Source organism: Pyruvatibacter sp., assembly GCF_040219635.1.
In the GTDB taxonomy this organism is placed as follows: Bacteria; Pseudomonadota; Alphaproteobacteria; order CGMCC-115125; family CGMCC-115125; genus Pyruvatibacter.
The window spans coordinates 144978-160325 of sequence record NZ_JAVJSC010000001.1 but is presented as its reverse complement, the minus strand read 5'-3'; the positions used below and the strand labels follow the sequence as shown (position 1 = coordinate 160325).

Genomic DNA, 15348 nt, shown 5'->3' with positions numbered 1-15348 from the left:
AAGTGCCGCTGTATCCTTGATCCATTCAGACATGATGAGCCTCCGTTGCATGTGGATGAGGCTTGAGTATGTTCTTGTTTTGTTCTTTTTGTCAATAGGGCGTGTTGAGGGGTGTTTTTGGAGAGGTTTTTCGCTGTATTGCAGGCGTTTTTGCAGGTGGCCCTGGACCCCGGATCAAGTCCGGGGAACAAAAACAGCAGAGTTCAGAGCTGGCTTCCGGCGAGGTCGGCGCCGTCCACCAGCAAGCCCTCGTGCAGCAGGACGACGCGGTCCATCTCGCGGGCGAGGTCCAGGTTGTGGGTGGCGACGAGGGCCGCGACGCCCTCCCCGCGCGTGAGGGCCACAAACTCATTGAAAACACCGCGCGAGGTTTTGGGGTCGAGGTTGCCGGTGGGTTCATCTGCCAACAACAGGCGCGGGCGGTTGGCCAGCGCGCGGGCAATGGCAACGCGCTGCTGTTCACCACCTGAAAGCTGTGCCGGGCGGTGCTCAAGACGCTCAGCCAGACCCAGACGGCCCAGCAGCCGTTCGGCGACGGCGATGGCGTGCTTGCGTTTCACGCCCGCCACCATTTGCGGCAGCACGACATTCTCGGTGGCGGAAAACTCCGGCAACAGATGATGGGCCTGATAGACAAAGCCGATCTCAGTGCGGCGGGTGAGGGTCTTGTCGGTGTCGCTGAGATGCATACACGGCACGCCGCCAATCAGCACCTCGCCTGCGTCCGGTTTTTCAAGCAGACCTGCAATATGCAGCAGCGATGATTTACCGGCACCGGACGGGCCAACGAGCGCGACGAGTTCGCCGGGCTGCACGGTGAGGTTGGCACCACGAAAAATACGCAGTTCTGCCTCGCCCTGATGGAACGTGCGTTCGACGCCGCGCAGTTCGAGGGCTGCATTACTCATACCGCAGCGCCTCCACCGGATCGAGGCGGGCCGCGCGCCAGCTTGGATAGATGGTGGCGAGCAGCGACAATGTGAGTGACATGATGACCACGGAAATGACCTCGCCCATATCCACCTCCGCAGGCAATTCGCTGAGGAAGTAGATCGCCGGGTCAAACAGTTGTGCGCCGGTGAGGAAGATCAGCGCCTGCCGGATGCTCTCGATATTTTCCGTGAACAGAATGCCGATGACAAAACCCGCCAGTGTTCCCAGCACGCCGATGGCGGCACCGACAATCAGGAATACGCGCATGACCGCGCCGCGCGTGGCACCCATACTGCGCAGGATGGCGATGTCCGGCCCCTTGTCCTTCACCAGCATGAACAAGCCGGACACGATGTTGAGGGCAGCGACCAGCAAAATCAGCGTCAGGATGATGAACATCACATTGCGCTCGATCTGCAGGGCGTTAAAGAACGTGGCGTTGATTTCCTGCCAGTCATACACGGTGGCAATGTCGCCTGCCGCCGCCTGCACGGCGGGCGTGAAGGCTTTCACCTGGTCCGGCCGTTCAATCATCACCTCAATGCCGGATACCATACCGTTCTGCCGGAAAAAGCCCTGCGCTTCGGCGAGTGGCATGAAGATGAAACTGGAATCATATTCCGACATGCCGATCTGGAAGGTGGCCGCAACCAGATAGGATTTGACGCGCGGGGTGGTGCCAAACGGTGTTGCCGCACCGCGCGGGGCCAGCAGCGTGAGGCTGTCGCCGACGCCGACGCCCAGCGCCTCTGCCAGGCGCGCGCCGACGAGCAACGGGCTGCCGCCATCGGTCTCGACATTGCGGTAGGTGTCCAGCGACCCGGCAATGATGTTGTCCGAGATGATGTCAAAGTTTTGCAGGTTGTCTGTTGAAAGCCCGCGCACCAGTGCGCCTGACGCGCGCTGTCGGGCGGAGACCATCACCTGGCCTTCCACCAGCGGCGTCACCCGCACCACGCCATCGACCTCGCGGATGCGGGCGGCAGATGCTTCGTAGTTGGGGAAGGCACCCGTCATCGACTGGACCATCATGTGGCCGTTGAGGCCCAGAATGCGGCCGATGAGTTCTGACCTGAAACCGTTCATCACCGCCATGACGATGATGAGGGTGGCCACGCCCAGCATGATGCCGATGAACGAAATGAACGCGATGACGGAGATGAAGCCTTCCTTGCGGCGGGCACGCAGGTAGCGCCCGGCGAGGAACCATTCAAACGCTGAGAACGGCACCGTCCTGCGTGACGCGCGGGCGTCAGCTTCAAGGTTTGCGTCTGCTGTGTGTGCCGTCTCGCTCATGTGGCGTTACCCGATTAGTTTGGCGATGGCTGCATCAATCGTGAGTTCTTCTTTTTCGCCGGTGGCACGGCGCTTCAGTTCAACCATGCCGGTCTTGAGGCCGCGCGGGCCGATGATCAACTGCCAGGGCAGGCCGATCAGATCCATGGTGGCAAACTTGCCGCCGGCGCGCTCGTCGCGGTCATCGTAGAGCACATCCAGCCCGGCAGTGGTGAGTTTCGCGTAAACATCGTCACACGCAGCATCGGTATCTGCATCGCCGGATTTGAGGTTGATGAGGCCGACATGAAACGGCGCGACAGCGTCGGGCCAGATGATGCCGTCATCGTCGTGGCTGGCTTCGATGATGCCACCCAAAAGCCGGGACACGCCCACCCCATAAGAGCCGCCATGCAGCAGCACTTCTGAGCCGTCCGGCCCCTGAACGCCTGCCTTCATGGGCTCAGAATATTTGGTGCCGAAATAAAAGATGTGCCCCACTTCGATGCCGCGGGCAGACAGGCGCTTATCTTCGGGCACTTCGGCCTCAAAGCGCGCCTGGTCGTGCATTTCGTCGGTCGCGGCATAAAGGCTGGACCGCTCCTCAACGATGGCTGACAGATCGCCGTCAAAATCCGTGTCTTCGTCGGGGATGGGCATATCCACAAGATCGCGGTGGCAAAACACTTCGCTCTCGCCGGTGTCGGCCAGAATGATGAACTCGTGGCTCAGGTCGCCGCCGATGGGGCCGGGGTCCGCGCGCATGGGCACAGCCTTGAGCCCCATGCGGCCAAACGTGCGCAGATAGGCAACAAACTGCTTCTGGTACGAGACGCGCGCGGCTTCTTCCGTCAGGTCGAACGAATACGCGTCCTTCATCAAAAACTCACGACCGCGCATGACGCCAAAGCGCGGGCGGATCTCGTCGCGGAACTTCCACTGAATGTGGTAGAGCGTGAACGGCAGCTCCTTGTAGGATTTGATGTCGCGACGAACGATGTCGGTAATCATTTCCTCGTTGGTGGGGCCATACAGCATGTCGCGCTCGTGGCGGTCCTCGATGCGCAGCATCTCCTTGCCGTAGCCATCGTAGCGCCCCGACTCGCGCCACAGGTCGGCGGACTGGAGAGTGGGCATCAGCAGCTCAACGGCCCCTGCCCGCGCCTGCTCCTCACGCACAATCTGCTCGATCTTGCGCAGCACCATGTGGCCCAGCGGCAGCCAGGCATAAATGCCGGCGCTCATCTGGCGCACCAGCCCCGCCCGCAGCATCAGGCGGTGGGACACAATCTCGGCTTCCTTCGGGGTTTCACGAAGGATGGGAAGGTAGAAACGGCTCAGACGCATGGGGACTTTTCGCACTTTTTTTGAGGCCCGCCGGTATCCGCCGCAGCCGTGTCAGGAATGTGGCGGAACTATAAGCGATTGAACACAAAAGCGAGAGGGCTAATGAGGGTGGGCGGGTTTATGCCCCGGCACTGTCACGCGCGGACATCATCTCATGCCAGGATTTCAGGTTGATGTGGTCATCCTTGTACGGAACGCCGACCATGCTGACGGCAAAATCAAGGGTCGCCAATGCCACTGATTCAACCGCCGTATAGCGATCACAGGCGAGGAACGTTTTGCCCTCAAGAGCCGTGTTGAGAATGCTGTAGAAGTGATGTGTGCGGGCGCGGCCAAACTCAGCCACATCGGGCTTTTGTTCCAGCAGGTGCGCTGTGGCCTTGTGACCGTGCAGCCAGACAAGGCCAACCTGTGACATCAGGTAGATTTCAATCCGCCGCAGCCACATATCCACCTGGGCGATTTCAGTGGGCGTTGCCCCAAACAGCGGCGGGTCAGGATGCAGCGCCTCGAAGTAACGGCAGATCGCCACCGATTCAGAAATACAGGTTCCGTCGTCCAGTTCCAGCACGGGGATGCCGCCGAGCGGGTTCTTTGCAAGAAACTCCGGCGTGTGGCCTTCGTGCTTGAGAATGTCCAGCGTCTGGAAGGGCACGTCGATGCCTTTCTCGTGCAGGAAAATGCGGACACGCCGGGGGTTTGGCGCAATGCCGTAGTCATAGATTTTCATCGGGTGATTTCCTGTGTAGAGGCGACAGCAATATCATCGCCGCCTGAACTCACGATGTCACCTTTGAACGTGTGGCGGGTGCCGGGGTAGCTCGCGCAGGCATCTGCGTGTTGCTCCGGGTTCCGCGATCAAGTCGCGGAAAGGCAAAGTGTTTGTGTGGGCAGGAGCTGACAACATCACACTCCGCTTCCCCGGACCTGATCCGGGGTCCAGGGCAACACACACAGGCGTGTGCGTGGCGCTCTGGGTTCCGCGATCAAGTCGCGGAAAGGCAGAAGGTTTGGTTTGGGCGCCAGCAGGTGCTAGTTCGGCAGCGTACTCACGGGGACCACGGGCACATCGTTGCGGGCCTCGACCTTGGTTGCAAGGTTGCGCGCCAGCAGCGCGGGTATGTTGACCTCCGGCGGAGCTTCAACACCACGACCGGAATACAGGCCCTTGCCGGGGGCCTGCAGGCTGGCGAGGTCATGGCCCATGTCCACGTCATAGGTGCGGTCGATCTGGTAGCGCAGATGCTGTTCGGCTTCATACCACGCGGTCTTGAGCGGACCGTCATTGCACGATGCGAGCTCAGCAGGGTCGCTCGCGCCCCAGCGGCGCTCAATGCAGTGGTAGGGATCAAACGACATGTCCCACAGGCGGTTCATTACATCCTCAAGGTTGAGATGCACCTTCTGGCCGTTGCTGCGATCGTATGTGATGTCGCAGGCGTGACTTTCCTCATAGAAAGCGGCCATGAGGTCGCCCGCAATGTCCGTACCTTCATAGGCAAGTTTGGGGTCGCCACTCGCGTGCATGTCCAGCAGGTTCTGCACCAGGTCGTAAGTTTCCTTGAACGATGTCTTGAGGCGAGCATCGCGTGACGGCGTGGAATAACTCTCCCAGATGCCGGTTGTGCCGTAGATATTATCCGGCAACTTGCCAGGCTGGTTGTAGCGATGAATGCCGCGCTTGATGGCGATGTCCACGGCGTGCTTGCGGGCAGAGGCATCCTGACACAGCGATGTCAGCATCGCGCGCAGTTCGCGCACCGGGCGGTATTTCAGGTCGCCAACAGAAAGGGAGGCCCTCACCCACTCATAGTAGTTGAGGTTCTGGCCTTTGACGGTAAATGACTCCTCATACCACTTGGTGAAGTTCAGCACCTCGGTGCCGGCATATTGCTCCAGCGAGAAGTCAGGCAAGTCAGCGTTAGGCACACCTACAACGCGACCACCATACAGCGTGCCGTTGGCGGCGCGCTTGTAGCCCACCAGTTTGATCGGACGCCAGTTCTTGAAGCCCGTGCCAAGCGCTGCCTGGGTCCGCAAAAAGTTGCGGCCAAAATAGCTGCGCGACAATGACTGGTCCGGGTGCGCCGCCAGCGTGAGCACGCGACCGTCTTCGGTGACCTTGTACACCATGGTCACATGGCCGTTCACGTCATACACAACCGTACCCGGACGAATTGTGTCGCGATTGATGGCGGGCGAATAGTGATCGGTAAAATAGGGTTCGGCCTCTGCCGCGGCGTGGTGGCGATACATGCCGGTTGAAATGGTCGGAATGTAACGAATGAAGCTCACAGCGTTGGTGCCGGTGCGTGCATCGCGGCGTGCCACCACCTGGTTGCCGGTCATGGAATAGCGGATGTCGCTGCCCGCCCCGTCACCGGAGCGCATGGCGGTCTGATAGGAAAACGGCAGGCCGTTTTTCCACGCATAGTAGGCGCGCAGCATGTAGGGCATGTCAGCGCAATCAGCATACCATTTCACCCACGGGTCGGTGGCGCGATACGGGTTGGCCGGGCTCTTAAGGCAGTCGTTCATGGTGTAGCAGTCGGCTTCGCCCAGCGCCGTCACAAACTCGCTGAAGCCGCGCTCGTCAGACTCGCTCCAGTGATCTTTGGTGATGACCCACTGCGACGAGCGCGCGGCAAGGGCGCTGCTTGTTGTGGCAACAGAAAGAAGCGCCGCACCCGCTGTGATGCAGGCCGCGTAGGCTGCGGTTTTGAAAGAAACACGCAGCAAAGAAAAGCCAGACATTCCGGTTGCCCCCAACAAACAGCCGTAACGCAGTGCTGCACCCAGGCCATTCCCCCACGCAGGTCTGCGTGCCGGGCCGCCCGCAGCGCGCGTGCCCGATAGCCGTGAATGCTCAGGGTGTTCAGCCTGTCTCGGCAAGTCAAGACAACTTGAGTGTCGCGCACACTCTATTGCTGCTTATGGTTGAAATGCAGGCATGTTGCTTGTCTTTTAGTCACCCTTGCGCGTTTTTAACGTGACAGGGTGTCGCGGGCGCTGTAATAAACATGTAACAATAAGAAGACGGGGGCGTAGTGCGGATTTTCGCACCATATGGCCCAAGTTCAGGGAGGAACGCTTCACCCTGCAACGGCATCGGGGTTCAACCCGTGCCACCTGTGCGCGGCGCTTTTTTAAGCTGCCCGCTGCACTTGAGGGACAAGAAGCAAACTTTGAAAGCAAGGCTCTTTTGGGAGCCTTGCTTTTTTCTTTTCTTGCCTTGCGCTTATGTGCGCTGCGCACACCCGCTCCGGCGGGACGGGCGGCTACGCCCGGCGTCCGGTCGGACGCTTGGACCTTTGGGGGGCGTGTCTCTCTACTCGTGCTCACCGAAGCGCGGCAGGAAGGGGATGTCGTCGAGCGGGATCAGGCGGCTGTCGAGCACAACAAAGACAACTGCCCAGATTGCAAATGCCACTGCCGTGGTAATGAGAAGTTTGCGCAGCATCTGCGGGCGCACGGGGGCGCTATCGGCTGCACCTTCGACCTTTGCCTCCCCGGCCTCCGCACTTGTGCGCACACCAAACGGCAACACGGCAAACAGCACCAGCCACCAGATAAGGCCATAAATGGCCAGTCCACCGATCAGCGACATTGCACGTCCTCTTTCTTGCTAAACCCGTGTGACCAGAACGCGCACGGGTGGTTTTTTGTCCCACAGGAATCGCAGTCGCCCGCGCACCGCGCGGCGGGCGGCTTCTGCTACGGCCGCATCATCACGCGCCGCTGATTTGCGCATTCGGCTGACGGCGTCGTCTGCAGCCTCGCGGCAGGTATCCTCGACGCTCAGGCCTTCTTCCAGATCAGGAATGCCCTCGCACGCCACCTCAGGGTCGGCCAGCAGCTTTCCATCATCGTCCACCACCAGCGACACGACGACGTGGCCGGCAAATGACATCTGCCGGCGTTCGCGCAGCGGTGCTTCACCGGCGCGCACCAGCACCCGGCCATCAAGATGCAGGCGGCCTGCGGGCACATCATCAATCACCTGCGCGGGGCCGGGTGCGATGCGGGCCATCAGGCCGTTGCGCAGCACAAGCTGTTCAGGCACCTGCAGTTCATTCGCCAGTTCGGCATGAGCCAGCAGGTGACGCGGCTCACCATGCACGGGAATGGACAGCTCCGGCCTGATCCACTGATACATCTGGATCAGTTCATCCCGGCACGGATGACCGGACACATGCACGTCATGATCTTTTTCGGTCAGCACATCAATGCCGCGCTCGGACAGGCGGTTGTGCAATTCAAAAATCGGCAACTCGTTTCCCGGAATGATCTTCGACGAGAAAATCACCGTGTCGCCTTTGCTCAGGGCAATGTGGCGGTGGCTGTCATCAGCAATGCGCGACAGGGCGGCGCGGGCCTCACCCTGGCTGCCGGTGCACAGATACAGCACGTTGTCGGGCGGCAAAAAGCCCGCGTCTTCCTCCGACACGGGTGTCGGCACATCCTTGAGATAGCCGGTTTCACGCGCCGCACTTGTGACCTTGTGCATACTGCGGCCCACCAGCACCGTGTGACGGCCATTGGCCTCGGCGGCCTTCATGATGGTGGAGAGCCGCGCGAGGTTGGAGGCAAACGTTGTGACGGCAACGCGGCCCTTGAGGGTGCCTATCAATGCCGTGAGATTTTTACGCACATCGGCTTCCGAGCCGGAACGGCCCGGCGACAACACATTGGTGCTGTCGCACACAATGGCGCGCACGCCTTCGTCGCCGAAAGCGGTCAGGGTCTTGATATCGGTCACATCACCGATTTGGGGTGCATCGTCAATTTTCCAGTCCCCGGTATGCATGACATTGCCAAGCGGTGTGCGTATGGCAATGGCATTCGGCTCAGGAATGGAATGGGTGAGCGTCACAAATGTGAGGTCGAACGGGCCTAGCTGCAAATGCCCGCCAAGCGGTACTTCGTGCAGCGGCACATCGTTGAGGAGGCCCGCCTCCGCCAGCTTTCCGCGCAGCATCGCGGCGGTAAACGGGGTGGCATAAACCGGACATCTGAGGCGCTCCCACAGATGCGCCACTGCGCCGATGTGATCCTCGTGGGCATGGGTCAGTACAAGCCCCAAAAGATTTTCGCGTTCTCCTTCAATAAAAATCGGGTCAGGCATGATGACGTCGATGCCGGGCTCGGAGGCGTCGGGAAAGGTGATGCCAAGATCAATCGCCAGCCACTTGCGCTTTGTCGCCGGGCCATAGCCATAAAGATTGAAGTTCATGCCGATTTCGCCGGTGCCACCCAACGGCAGGAATACCAACTCATCATTTATGGAGGCAGGGCGTTCGGACCGTGTCATCTATGAATTGCGCCGGTGAAGTTCGAGCAGGCCGACGCTGGTAACGTCCGGATCAAACACATCAATTTTGTCGGTTGCACCATCAAACAACGATGCGACCCCGCCGGTGGCGACCACCCTCATGGGTTTGCCGTATTCTTTTTTCACGCGCTCAATCAACCCTTCAATCAAACAGATGTACCCCCAGAACACGCCCGACTGCATGGCCTCAACCGTGTTGCGGCCGATGGTTTGTTCCGGCCGCTCAATGGCAACACGCGGCAGCTTGGCGGCCGCATCGTGCAGGGCCTGCATGGACAGGTTGATGCCCGGCGAAATAATGCCGCCTTTGAACGCACCGTTCTCATCCACCACGTCAAACGTCGTGGCCGTCCCACTGTCGACAATCAGCAACGGCCCACCGTGGGATATAAACGCCCCCACTGCGTTGACCAGCCGGTCCGCGCCCACTTCACGCGGATTGTCCATATGCACCTCGACACCAAGCTCGACATTTTCGCCGATGACTTTCGGGTCGATATTGAAGTAGCGGCGGCTCAGGTTGCGCAGGTTGAACAGCGATTGCGGCACCACGGTTGAGATGATGCAGCCGCTAATGTCGGAGGGCTGCAACTGCTGCATTCGCATAAGCTCGGCGAGCCAGACGATATACTCATCCGCTGTGCGGCCTGTGGCTGTGGCAGTGCGCCACTGGGCGCGCCACTCGTTGCCGTCGTGCACGCCAAACACGGTGTTGGTGTTGCCGGTATCAATGGTGAGAAGCATCGCGTTACCTTAGCTGGTCTGCACTCTGACTGGCGGGAAAAAAACGTCGCCCGCTGTAATGGTGCGGACTGTATCACGGCTGCGCACCACAAGCGCGCCATCGTCGTCAAGGCTCACAAACTCGCCCTCAATGGTCTCGTCATGCAGGCGTACGGTGATGGCACCGCCGATGGCACGGGCACGCTCAAGCCAGGCACTGCGGATATCAGCGAAACCCGCGCCCTTGTTCCATTGATTCAGGCGGGTTGCAAACGCTGTTGCGACCAGTGTCAGCAGGCGGAGCGGCTCAACGGCAATGGCATGGGCCGCGAGACTGGTCGCGGGATAGGGCGTATTGTCAGGTGCGCACGCAATGTTGATGCCGATGCCGATGGCAAGCAACGGGTCTGTGTCTTCATGGCCTGGCCCGCGCGGCGCTGACTCGATGAGAATGCCACTGACTTTTGCGCCCTCGATCAGCACGTCGTTGGGCCATTTGAGGTCAGCCCCGTGAATGCCCGCAGCGGTAACCGCGTCATGCACCGCAAGGGCTGTAACAAAGGATAGCTGGGCGGCTTTGGGCATCGGGCAGCCGGGGGCCAGCAGGAGCGTGCAAAAAAGGTTGCCGGGTTCCGACATCCACGCCCTGCCCCTGCGACCCCGGCCTGCCGTCTGGGTGTCAGCGCATATCCACGCGGGGCCAACGGCACCTGCGCGCGCCAGACGTCGGGCTTCCTCGTTGGTTGAATCAATCTGCGCATGATGATGCAGGGCAATGCCTGTCGGCCAGCCGTCCGGCAGGCGGGTGCTCATGGTCAGAACAGCGAACTTGCAGCAAAGGCCGCGCCGTCCACCACCGGAGATGGGTAGAGGAAGAACAGCAGTACGAAGATGCTGGAGATGGCGAGCACCAGGCGCACGTCGCTGGCGATGGGATGATCGAACGGTGCGGCGGGTTCGTCAAAATACATCACCTTGATGACCCGCAGGTAATAGAAGGCACCCACAACGCTTGCCAGCACGCCGATGACGGCGAGTACATACAGCCCGGCCTCAATGGCCGCGAGGAACACGTAGTATTTGGCAAAAAAGCCAGCCAGCGGCGGAATGCCTGCCAGCGAGAACATCAGCATGGCCATGACGAAGGCCAGAATAGGCTGGTTGCGCGACAGGCCCGCCAGATCGTCAATGCTTTCCACAGCGCCCTCGGGGCGGCGCATGGCCAGAATGCAGGCAAATGTACCCACCGTCATGGCGAGGTAGATGGCGAGATAGACCAACACACCCTGCACGCCCTGCTCAGTACCGGCTGACAGGCCAATGAGAATGAAACCGATATGGCCGATGGACGAATACGCCATCAGTCGTTTGATGTTGTTCTGGCCAATGGCGGCGAATGCACCCAGCAATGTGGAGGCAACCGCCATGAAGAAAATAATCTGCTGCCATTCGGCCAGTGCACCGGGAAACGCTTCCATCAGCACACGCACGGTCATGGCAACGGCAGCGACTTTTGGCGCGGCAGCCAGAAATGCCGTGGCGGGCGTGGGCGCGCCTTCATAGACATCCGGCGTCCACATGTGGAACGGCACAGCGGACATCTTGAAGGCCAGACCGGCCATGAAGAACACAAGGCCGACGATGACGCCAAGGGACGCATCTTCGGTTATCGCTGTGCCAAGTCCCGCATAAGTGACGGTACCGGCAAAGCCGTAAATCAGGCTCGCGCCGTAAAGCAACATGCCCGACGACAAGGCACCGAGGACAAAGTATTTGAGACCTGCTTCCGACGACCTCAGGCTGTCGCGCTTGAACGCGGCCACCACGTAGAGCGCGAGGCTTTGCAGTTCGATGCCAACATACAGCGCAATCAGGCCGTTGGCAGACACCATCATGAACATGCCCAGCGTGGCGAGGACCAGCAGCACGGGATATTCAAAGCGGTTGAGATTATCGGAGCGCATGGACGATACGCCCATGAACATGGTGGCCGCAGCACCAATGAGAATGAGTATCTTCACAAAGCGCGCGAACGGGTCTGCGATGAAGCTGCCGTTGAATGTGACGGCAGTTTCAGCAGGGGCCATCAGCACGGCTGCGCCGGTGATGATAAACAAAACGAGCGCGCCGGCGGCGACGGGGCCTGCGTCGTCATCCTTGCGGAACACACCGAACATCAGCAGCGCCATGGCACCAATGGCGAGGATGATCTCCGGCAGAGCGGGGGCGAGGTCAGGCATCATTGAAGCGGTTTCCATCTTGTTCCCTGCCCCCTAGTTCAGGCCCGCGACCGAGGCGGAAGCCCCGGCGGCATGGTGGGCCTCAATGGCCGCGTTGGCATTGGTGAGCAGGTTCTCAACCGATACAGCGGTAACATCAAGGATGGGAGACGGGTAAACGCCGAAGAAGATGACCAGTGCAATCAACGGCACAAGTGTCGCGATCTCGCGGCGGTTGGCGTCAGCTATATTTTTTAGGTTGTCTTTTTCAAGCTCGCCAAAGATGACACGCCAGTAAAGATACAGCGCGTAGGCGGCAGACAGAATGACGCCGGTTGTGGCCAGAATGGCAACCCATGTGTTGACGGCGAACACGCCCATGATGGTGAGAAATTCACCAACAAAACCACTGGTGCCCGGCAGTGCCACATTGGCCATGGTGAACAGCATGAATGCCACGGCGTAAAACGGCATACGCTGCACAAGGCCGCCATAGGCCGAAATCTCGCGGGTATGCAGCCGGTCGTAGATCACACCAACACACAGGAACAGCGCACCGGAAATAAACCCGTGGCTGATCATCTGGAAGATGCCGCCCTGCACACCCTGCATGTTGATGGCAAAAATGCCCATGGTCACGAAGCCCATATGGGCGACGGATGAGTAGGCAATGAGTTTCTTGATGTCGGTCTGCGCCAGCGCCACCAGTGATGTGTAGATGATGGCAACAACCGAGAGCACGAACACCATCGGCGCGAACATGTCGGAGGCGATGGGGAACATCGGCAGCGAGAACCGCAGGAAGCCATAGCCGCCCATCTTGAGCAGAATGCCGGCCAGAATGACCGAGCCGGCAGTAGGTGCCTGCACGTGGGCATCCGGCAGCCAGGTGTGCACCGGCCACATGGGCATCTTGACGGCAAAGCTGGCGAAGAAGGCGAGCCACAGCCAGGTCTGGATGTCGGCGCCGAACTGATATGTCAGCAGGGTCGGGATGTCGGTTGTGCCCGCCGTCCAGTACATGGCCATGATGGCCAGCAGCATCAGCACGGAGCCCAGCAGCGTATAGAGGAAGAACTTGAAGCTGGCATACACGCGCTGCGCCCCGCCCCACACACCAATGATGAGGAACATGGGAATGAGCGCTGCTTCAAAGAACAGGTAAAACAACACAAGATCGAGCGCACAGAACACGCCGATCATCAGCGTTTCCAGAATAAGAAACGCGATCATGTATTCCTTCACGCGCGTCTTGATGCTTGTCCAGCTCGCCAGAATACACGCGGGCATCAGCAGCGTCGTGAGGATGATGAACAGCATCGAAATGCCGTCCACACCCAGATGATAGGACGCAACGCCGCCCAGCCAGTCGTGCTTTTCAACGAACTGGAAGTCGGCGGTGGTGTAATCGAAATTGGTCCACAGCAGCAGCGAAATGGCGAAGGTGATTGCCGTGGTCCACAGCGCCACGTAGCGGGCGTTGCGCGCCACCACTTCTTCGTCACCCCGGATAACCAGAATGAACAGCGCACCAAGCACCGGCAAAAACGTGACGAGGGAAAGGATCGGCCAGTCAATCATGGCTTAGTTGGCCCCCGTCAGCGTGTAGTAGGTGATGAAGGCGGCCACGCCGATGAGCATGGCGAAGGCGTAGTGATAGACGAAACCCGTTTGCAGCTTCACCACGTTGCGGGTGATGTCGAGCACGCGCGCGGCAATGCCGTTGGGGCCAAAGCCATCAATGATGTAGCCGTCGCCGCCCTTCCACAGCACGCGGCCAAGCCACATGGCGGGGCGCACGAAAATCAGATTGTACAGCTCGTCGAAGTACCACTTGTTGAGCAGGAACTGATACAGCGGCTGCTGCTCGCGCGCGAGCGTTTTGGGAATGTCGGGCCGGGCTATGTAGAACAGCCACGCGGTCGCAAAGCCGATAACCATCATCACGAACGGTGACCAGACCACCCAGGCGGGCGCGTCGTGGAAAGTATTGATGAGGTCGTTGGCCGGGCCAGTGAAAATTGCCCCATTCCAGAACGTTGCCTGATCGTGGCCGACGAAAAACTCCTTGAACGGAAAGCCTGCGAGCACGGTGCCTGCTGACAACACAATCAACGGAACAAGCATCACCCACGGGCTTTCGTGCACATGGCTGATGACCTCGTTTGAAGCGCGGCTTTCGCCGTGGAACGTCATGAAGATGAGACGCCAGGAATAAAAGCTGGTCATCAGGGCCGCGACCACTGTCATAGCGAAGGCATACCCCGCGAGACCGGAGTCGGCCATGTAGGCAGCTTCGATAATCGCGTCCTTGGAATAGTACCCTGCGAGATACGGGAACCCGGTCAGGCCAAGCGTGCCGATAATCATCATGAACCACGTGCCGGGGATCATTTTGTACAGGCCGCCCATCTTGCGCATGTCCTGCTCGTTGGACACGGCATGGATGACAGAGCCTGCACCCAGGAACAGCAGTGCCTTGAAGAACGCGTGCGTGAACAGGTGGAAGATCGCCATCTGATAGCCGCCCAGCCCCAGCGCCACAAACATGTAGCCAAGCTGAGAGCAGGTGGAGTACGCGATCACGCGCTTGATGTCGTTCTGCACAAGCCCGACTGTTGCGGCAAAGAATGCTGTTGTTGCGCCTACCAGCGTGACAACCCACAGCGCGTCCGGTGCAAACTCAAACATGGGCGACGTGCGTGCGACGAGGAACACGCCAGCCGTCACCATGGTGGCGGCGTGGATGAGCGCGGACACAGGCGTCGGGCCTTCCATCGCGTCCGGCAGCCAGGTGTGCAGCAGGAACTGGGCTGACTTGCCCATGGCACCCATGAACAGCAGCAGGCAGATGGTGGTCATCACATCAAGCTGCATTCCCGCAAACGTGAAGGTCTGGCCGGCAATTTCCGGCACCATGGCAAACACGGTGTCGAACTCCAGCGAGCCGAACACCAGGAAGATGCCTGCAAGACCCAAAATGAGGCCGAAGTCGCCAACGCGGTTGACCACAAACGCTTTCATGGCGGCCGCATTGGCGGAGGGCTTTTTGTACCAGAAGCCGATGAGCAAATAGGATGCGAGGCCCACGCCTTCCCAGCCGAAGAACAACTGGACGAAGTTATCGGCCGTAATCAGCATCAGCATGGCGAAGGTGAACAGCGACAGATACGCAAAGAACCGCGCACGGTGCGGATCGTGGCTCATGTAGCCGATGGAATAAACGTGGACGAGAGACGACACCCACGTCACCACCACCAGCATGACGGCGGTCAGCGTGTCGATGCGAATGGACCAGTCCACTTCAAGAGCGCCTGAATCAATCCACCGCAGAATATACACCTTGCCGGTGTAGCCGCCGAAGCCCACGTCAATCAGGGCAATGGCCGACAGCAAGGCTGCAACCAGCAGCAGCGCCGTGGTGACAATTTCAGCACCGCGATGGCCGATGATGCGGCCGCCGAGGCCCGCGATCAGCGCGCCGATGAGCGGTAAAAACAGAATGGCTGAATACATGAG

General features: G+C 59.8%; 12 protein-coding genes. All 12 read right to left on the bottom strand.

Annotated elements, in window-relative coordinates; all coding sequences use genetic code 11:
* Positions 1 to 203 precede the first annotated feature (203 nt).
* Positions 204 to 908, bottom strand: a complete 705-nt coding sequence (locus tag RIB87_RS00695; RefSeq protein WP_350142437.1) for an ABC transporter ATP-binding protein — start codon at positions 906 to 908, stop codon at positions 204 to 206.
* Positions 901 to 2229: a lipoprotein-releasing ABC transporter permease subunit gene (locus tag RIB87_RS00690; protein WP_350142435.1), complete on the bottom strand. Its 1329-nt coding sequence runs from the start codon at positions 2227 to 2229 to the stop codon at positions 901 to 903. The genes RIB87_RS00695 and RIB87_RS00690 overlap by 8 nt, the downstream gene beginning before the upstream one ends.
* Positions 2230 to 2235: 6 nt before the next feature.
* Positions 2236 to 3555 carry a proline--tRNA ligase gene (proS, locus tag RIB87_RS00685; protein WP_350142433.1) on the bottom strand — a complete coding sequence of 440 codons (1320 nt, stop codon included), beginning with the start codon at positions 3553 to 3555 and terminating at the stop codon, positions 2236 to 2238.
* Positions 3556 to 3673: 118 nt separating this feature from the next.
* Complete coding sequence (locus tag RIB87_RS00680; RefSeq protein WP_350142431.1) at positions 3674 to 4285, bottom strand: glutathione S-transferase family protein; 612 nt, start codon at positions 4283 to 4285, stop codon at positions 3674 to 3676.
* Between the two features lie 302 nt (positions 4286 to 4587).
* Entirely contained in the window at positions 4588 to 6309 is a 1722-nt protein-coding gene (locus RIB87_RS00675; RefSeq protein ID WP_350142429.1) for a hypothetical protein, read from the bottom strand.
* 574 nt (positions 6310 to 6883) lie between these two features.
* Positions 6884 to 7162 (bottom strand): DUF1467 family protein, encoded by a 279-nt coding sequence (locus RIB87_RS00670; RefSeq protein WP_350142427.1) that lies wholly within the window; start codon positions 7160 to 7162, stop codon positions 6884 to 6886.
* Positions 7163 to 7180: 18 nt separating this feature from the next.
* Positions 7181 to 8866, bottom strand: coding sequence for a ribonuclease J (locus RIB87_RS00665; RefSeq protein WP_350142425.1), 1686 nt, complete (start codon positions 8864 to 8866; stop codon positions 7181 to 7183).
* Positions 8867 to 9631: a type III pantothenate kinase gene (locus RIB87_RS00660; protein ID WP_350142423.1), complete on the bottom strand. Its 765-nt coding sequence runs from the start codon at positions 9629 to 9631 to the stop codon at positions 8867 to 8869. It abuts the gene before it with no gap.
* A 9-nt stretch (positions 9632 to 9640) separates the two neighbouring features.
* Positions 9641 to 10423, bottom strand: a complete 783-nt coding sequence (locus RIB87_RS00655) for a biotin--[acetyl-CoA-carboxylase] ligase (protein WP_350142421.1) — start codon at positions 10421 to 10423, stop codon at positions 9641 to 9643.
* 2 nt (positions 10424 to 10425) lie between these two features.
* Positions 10426 to 11868, bottom strand: a complete 1443-nt coding sequence (nuoN, locus tag RIB87_RS00650; RefSeq protein ID WP_350142419.1) for an NADH-quinone oxidoreductase subunit NuoN — start codon at positions 11866 to 11868, stop codon at positions 10426 to 10428.
* Between the two features lie 15 nt (positions 11869 to 11883).
* Positions 11884 to 13410, bottom strand: a complete 1527-nt coding sequence (locus RIB87_RS00645) for an NADH-quinone oxidoreductase subunit M (protein WP_350142417.1) — start codon at positions 13408 to 13410, stop codon at positions 11884 to 11886.
* A 3-nt stretch (positions 13411 to 13413) separates the two neighbouring features.
* Positions 13414 to 15345 carry an NADH-quinone oxidoreductase subunit L gene (gene nuoL / locus RIB87_RS00640; RefSeq protein ID WP_350142415.1) on the bottom strand — a complete coding sequence of 644 codons (1932 nt, stop codon included), beginning with the start codon at positions 15343 to 15345 and terminating at the stop codon, positions 13414 to 13416.
* Positions 15346 to 15348: the final 3 nt, after the last annotated feature.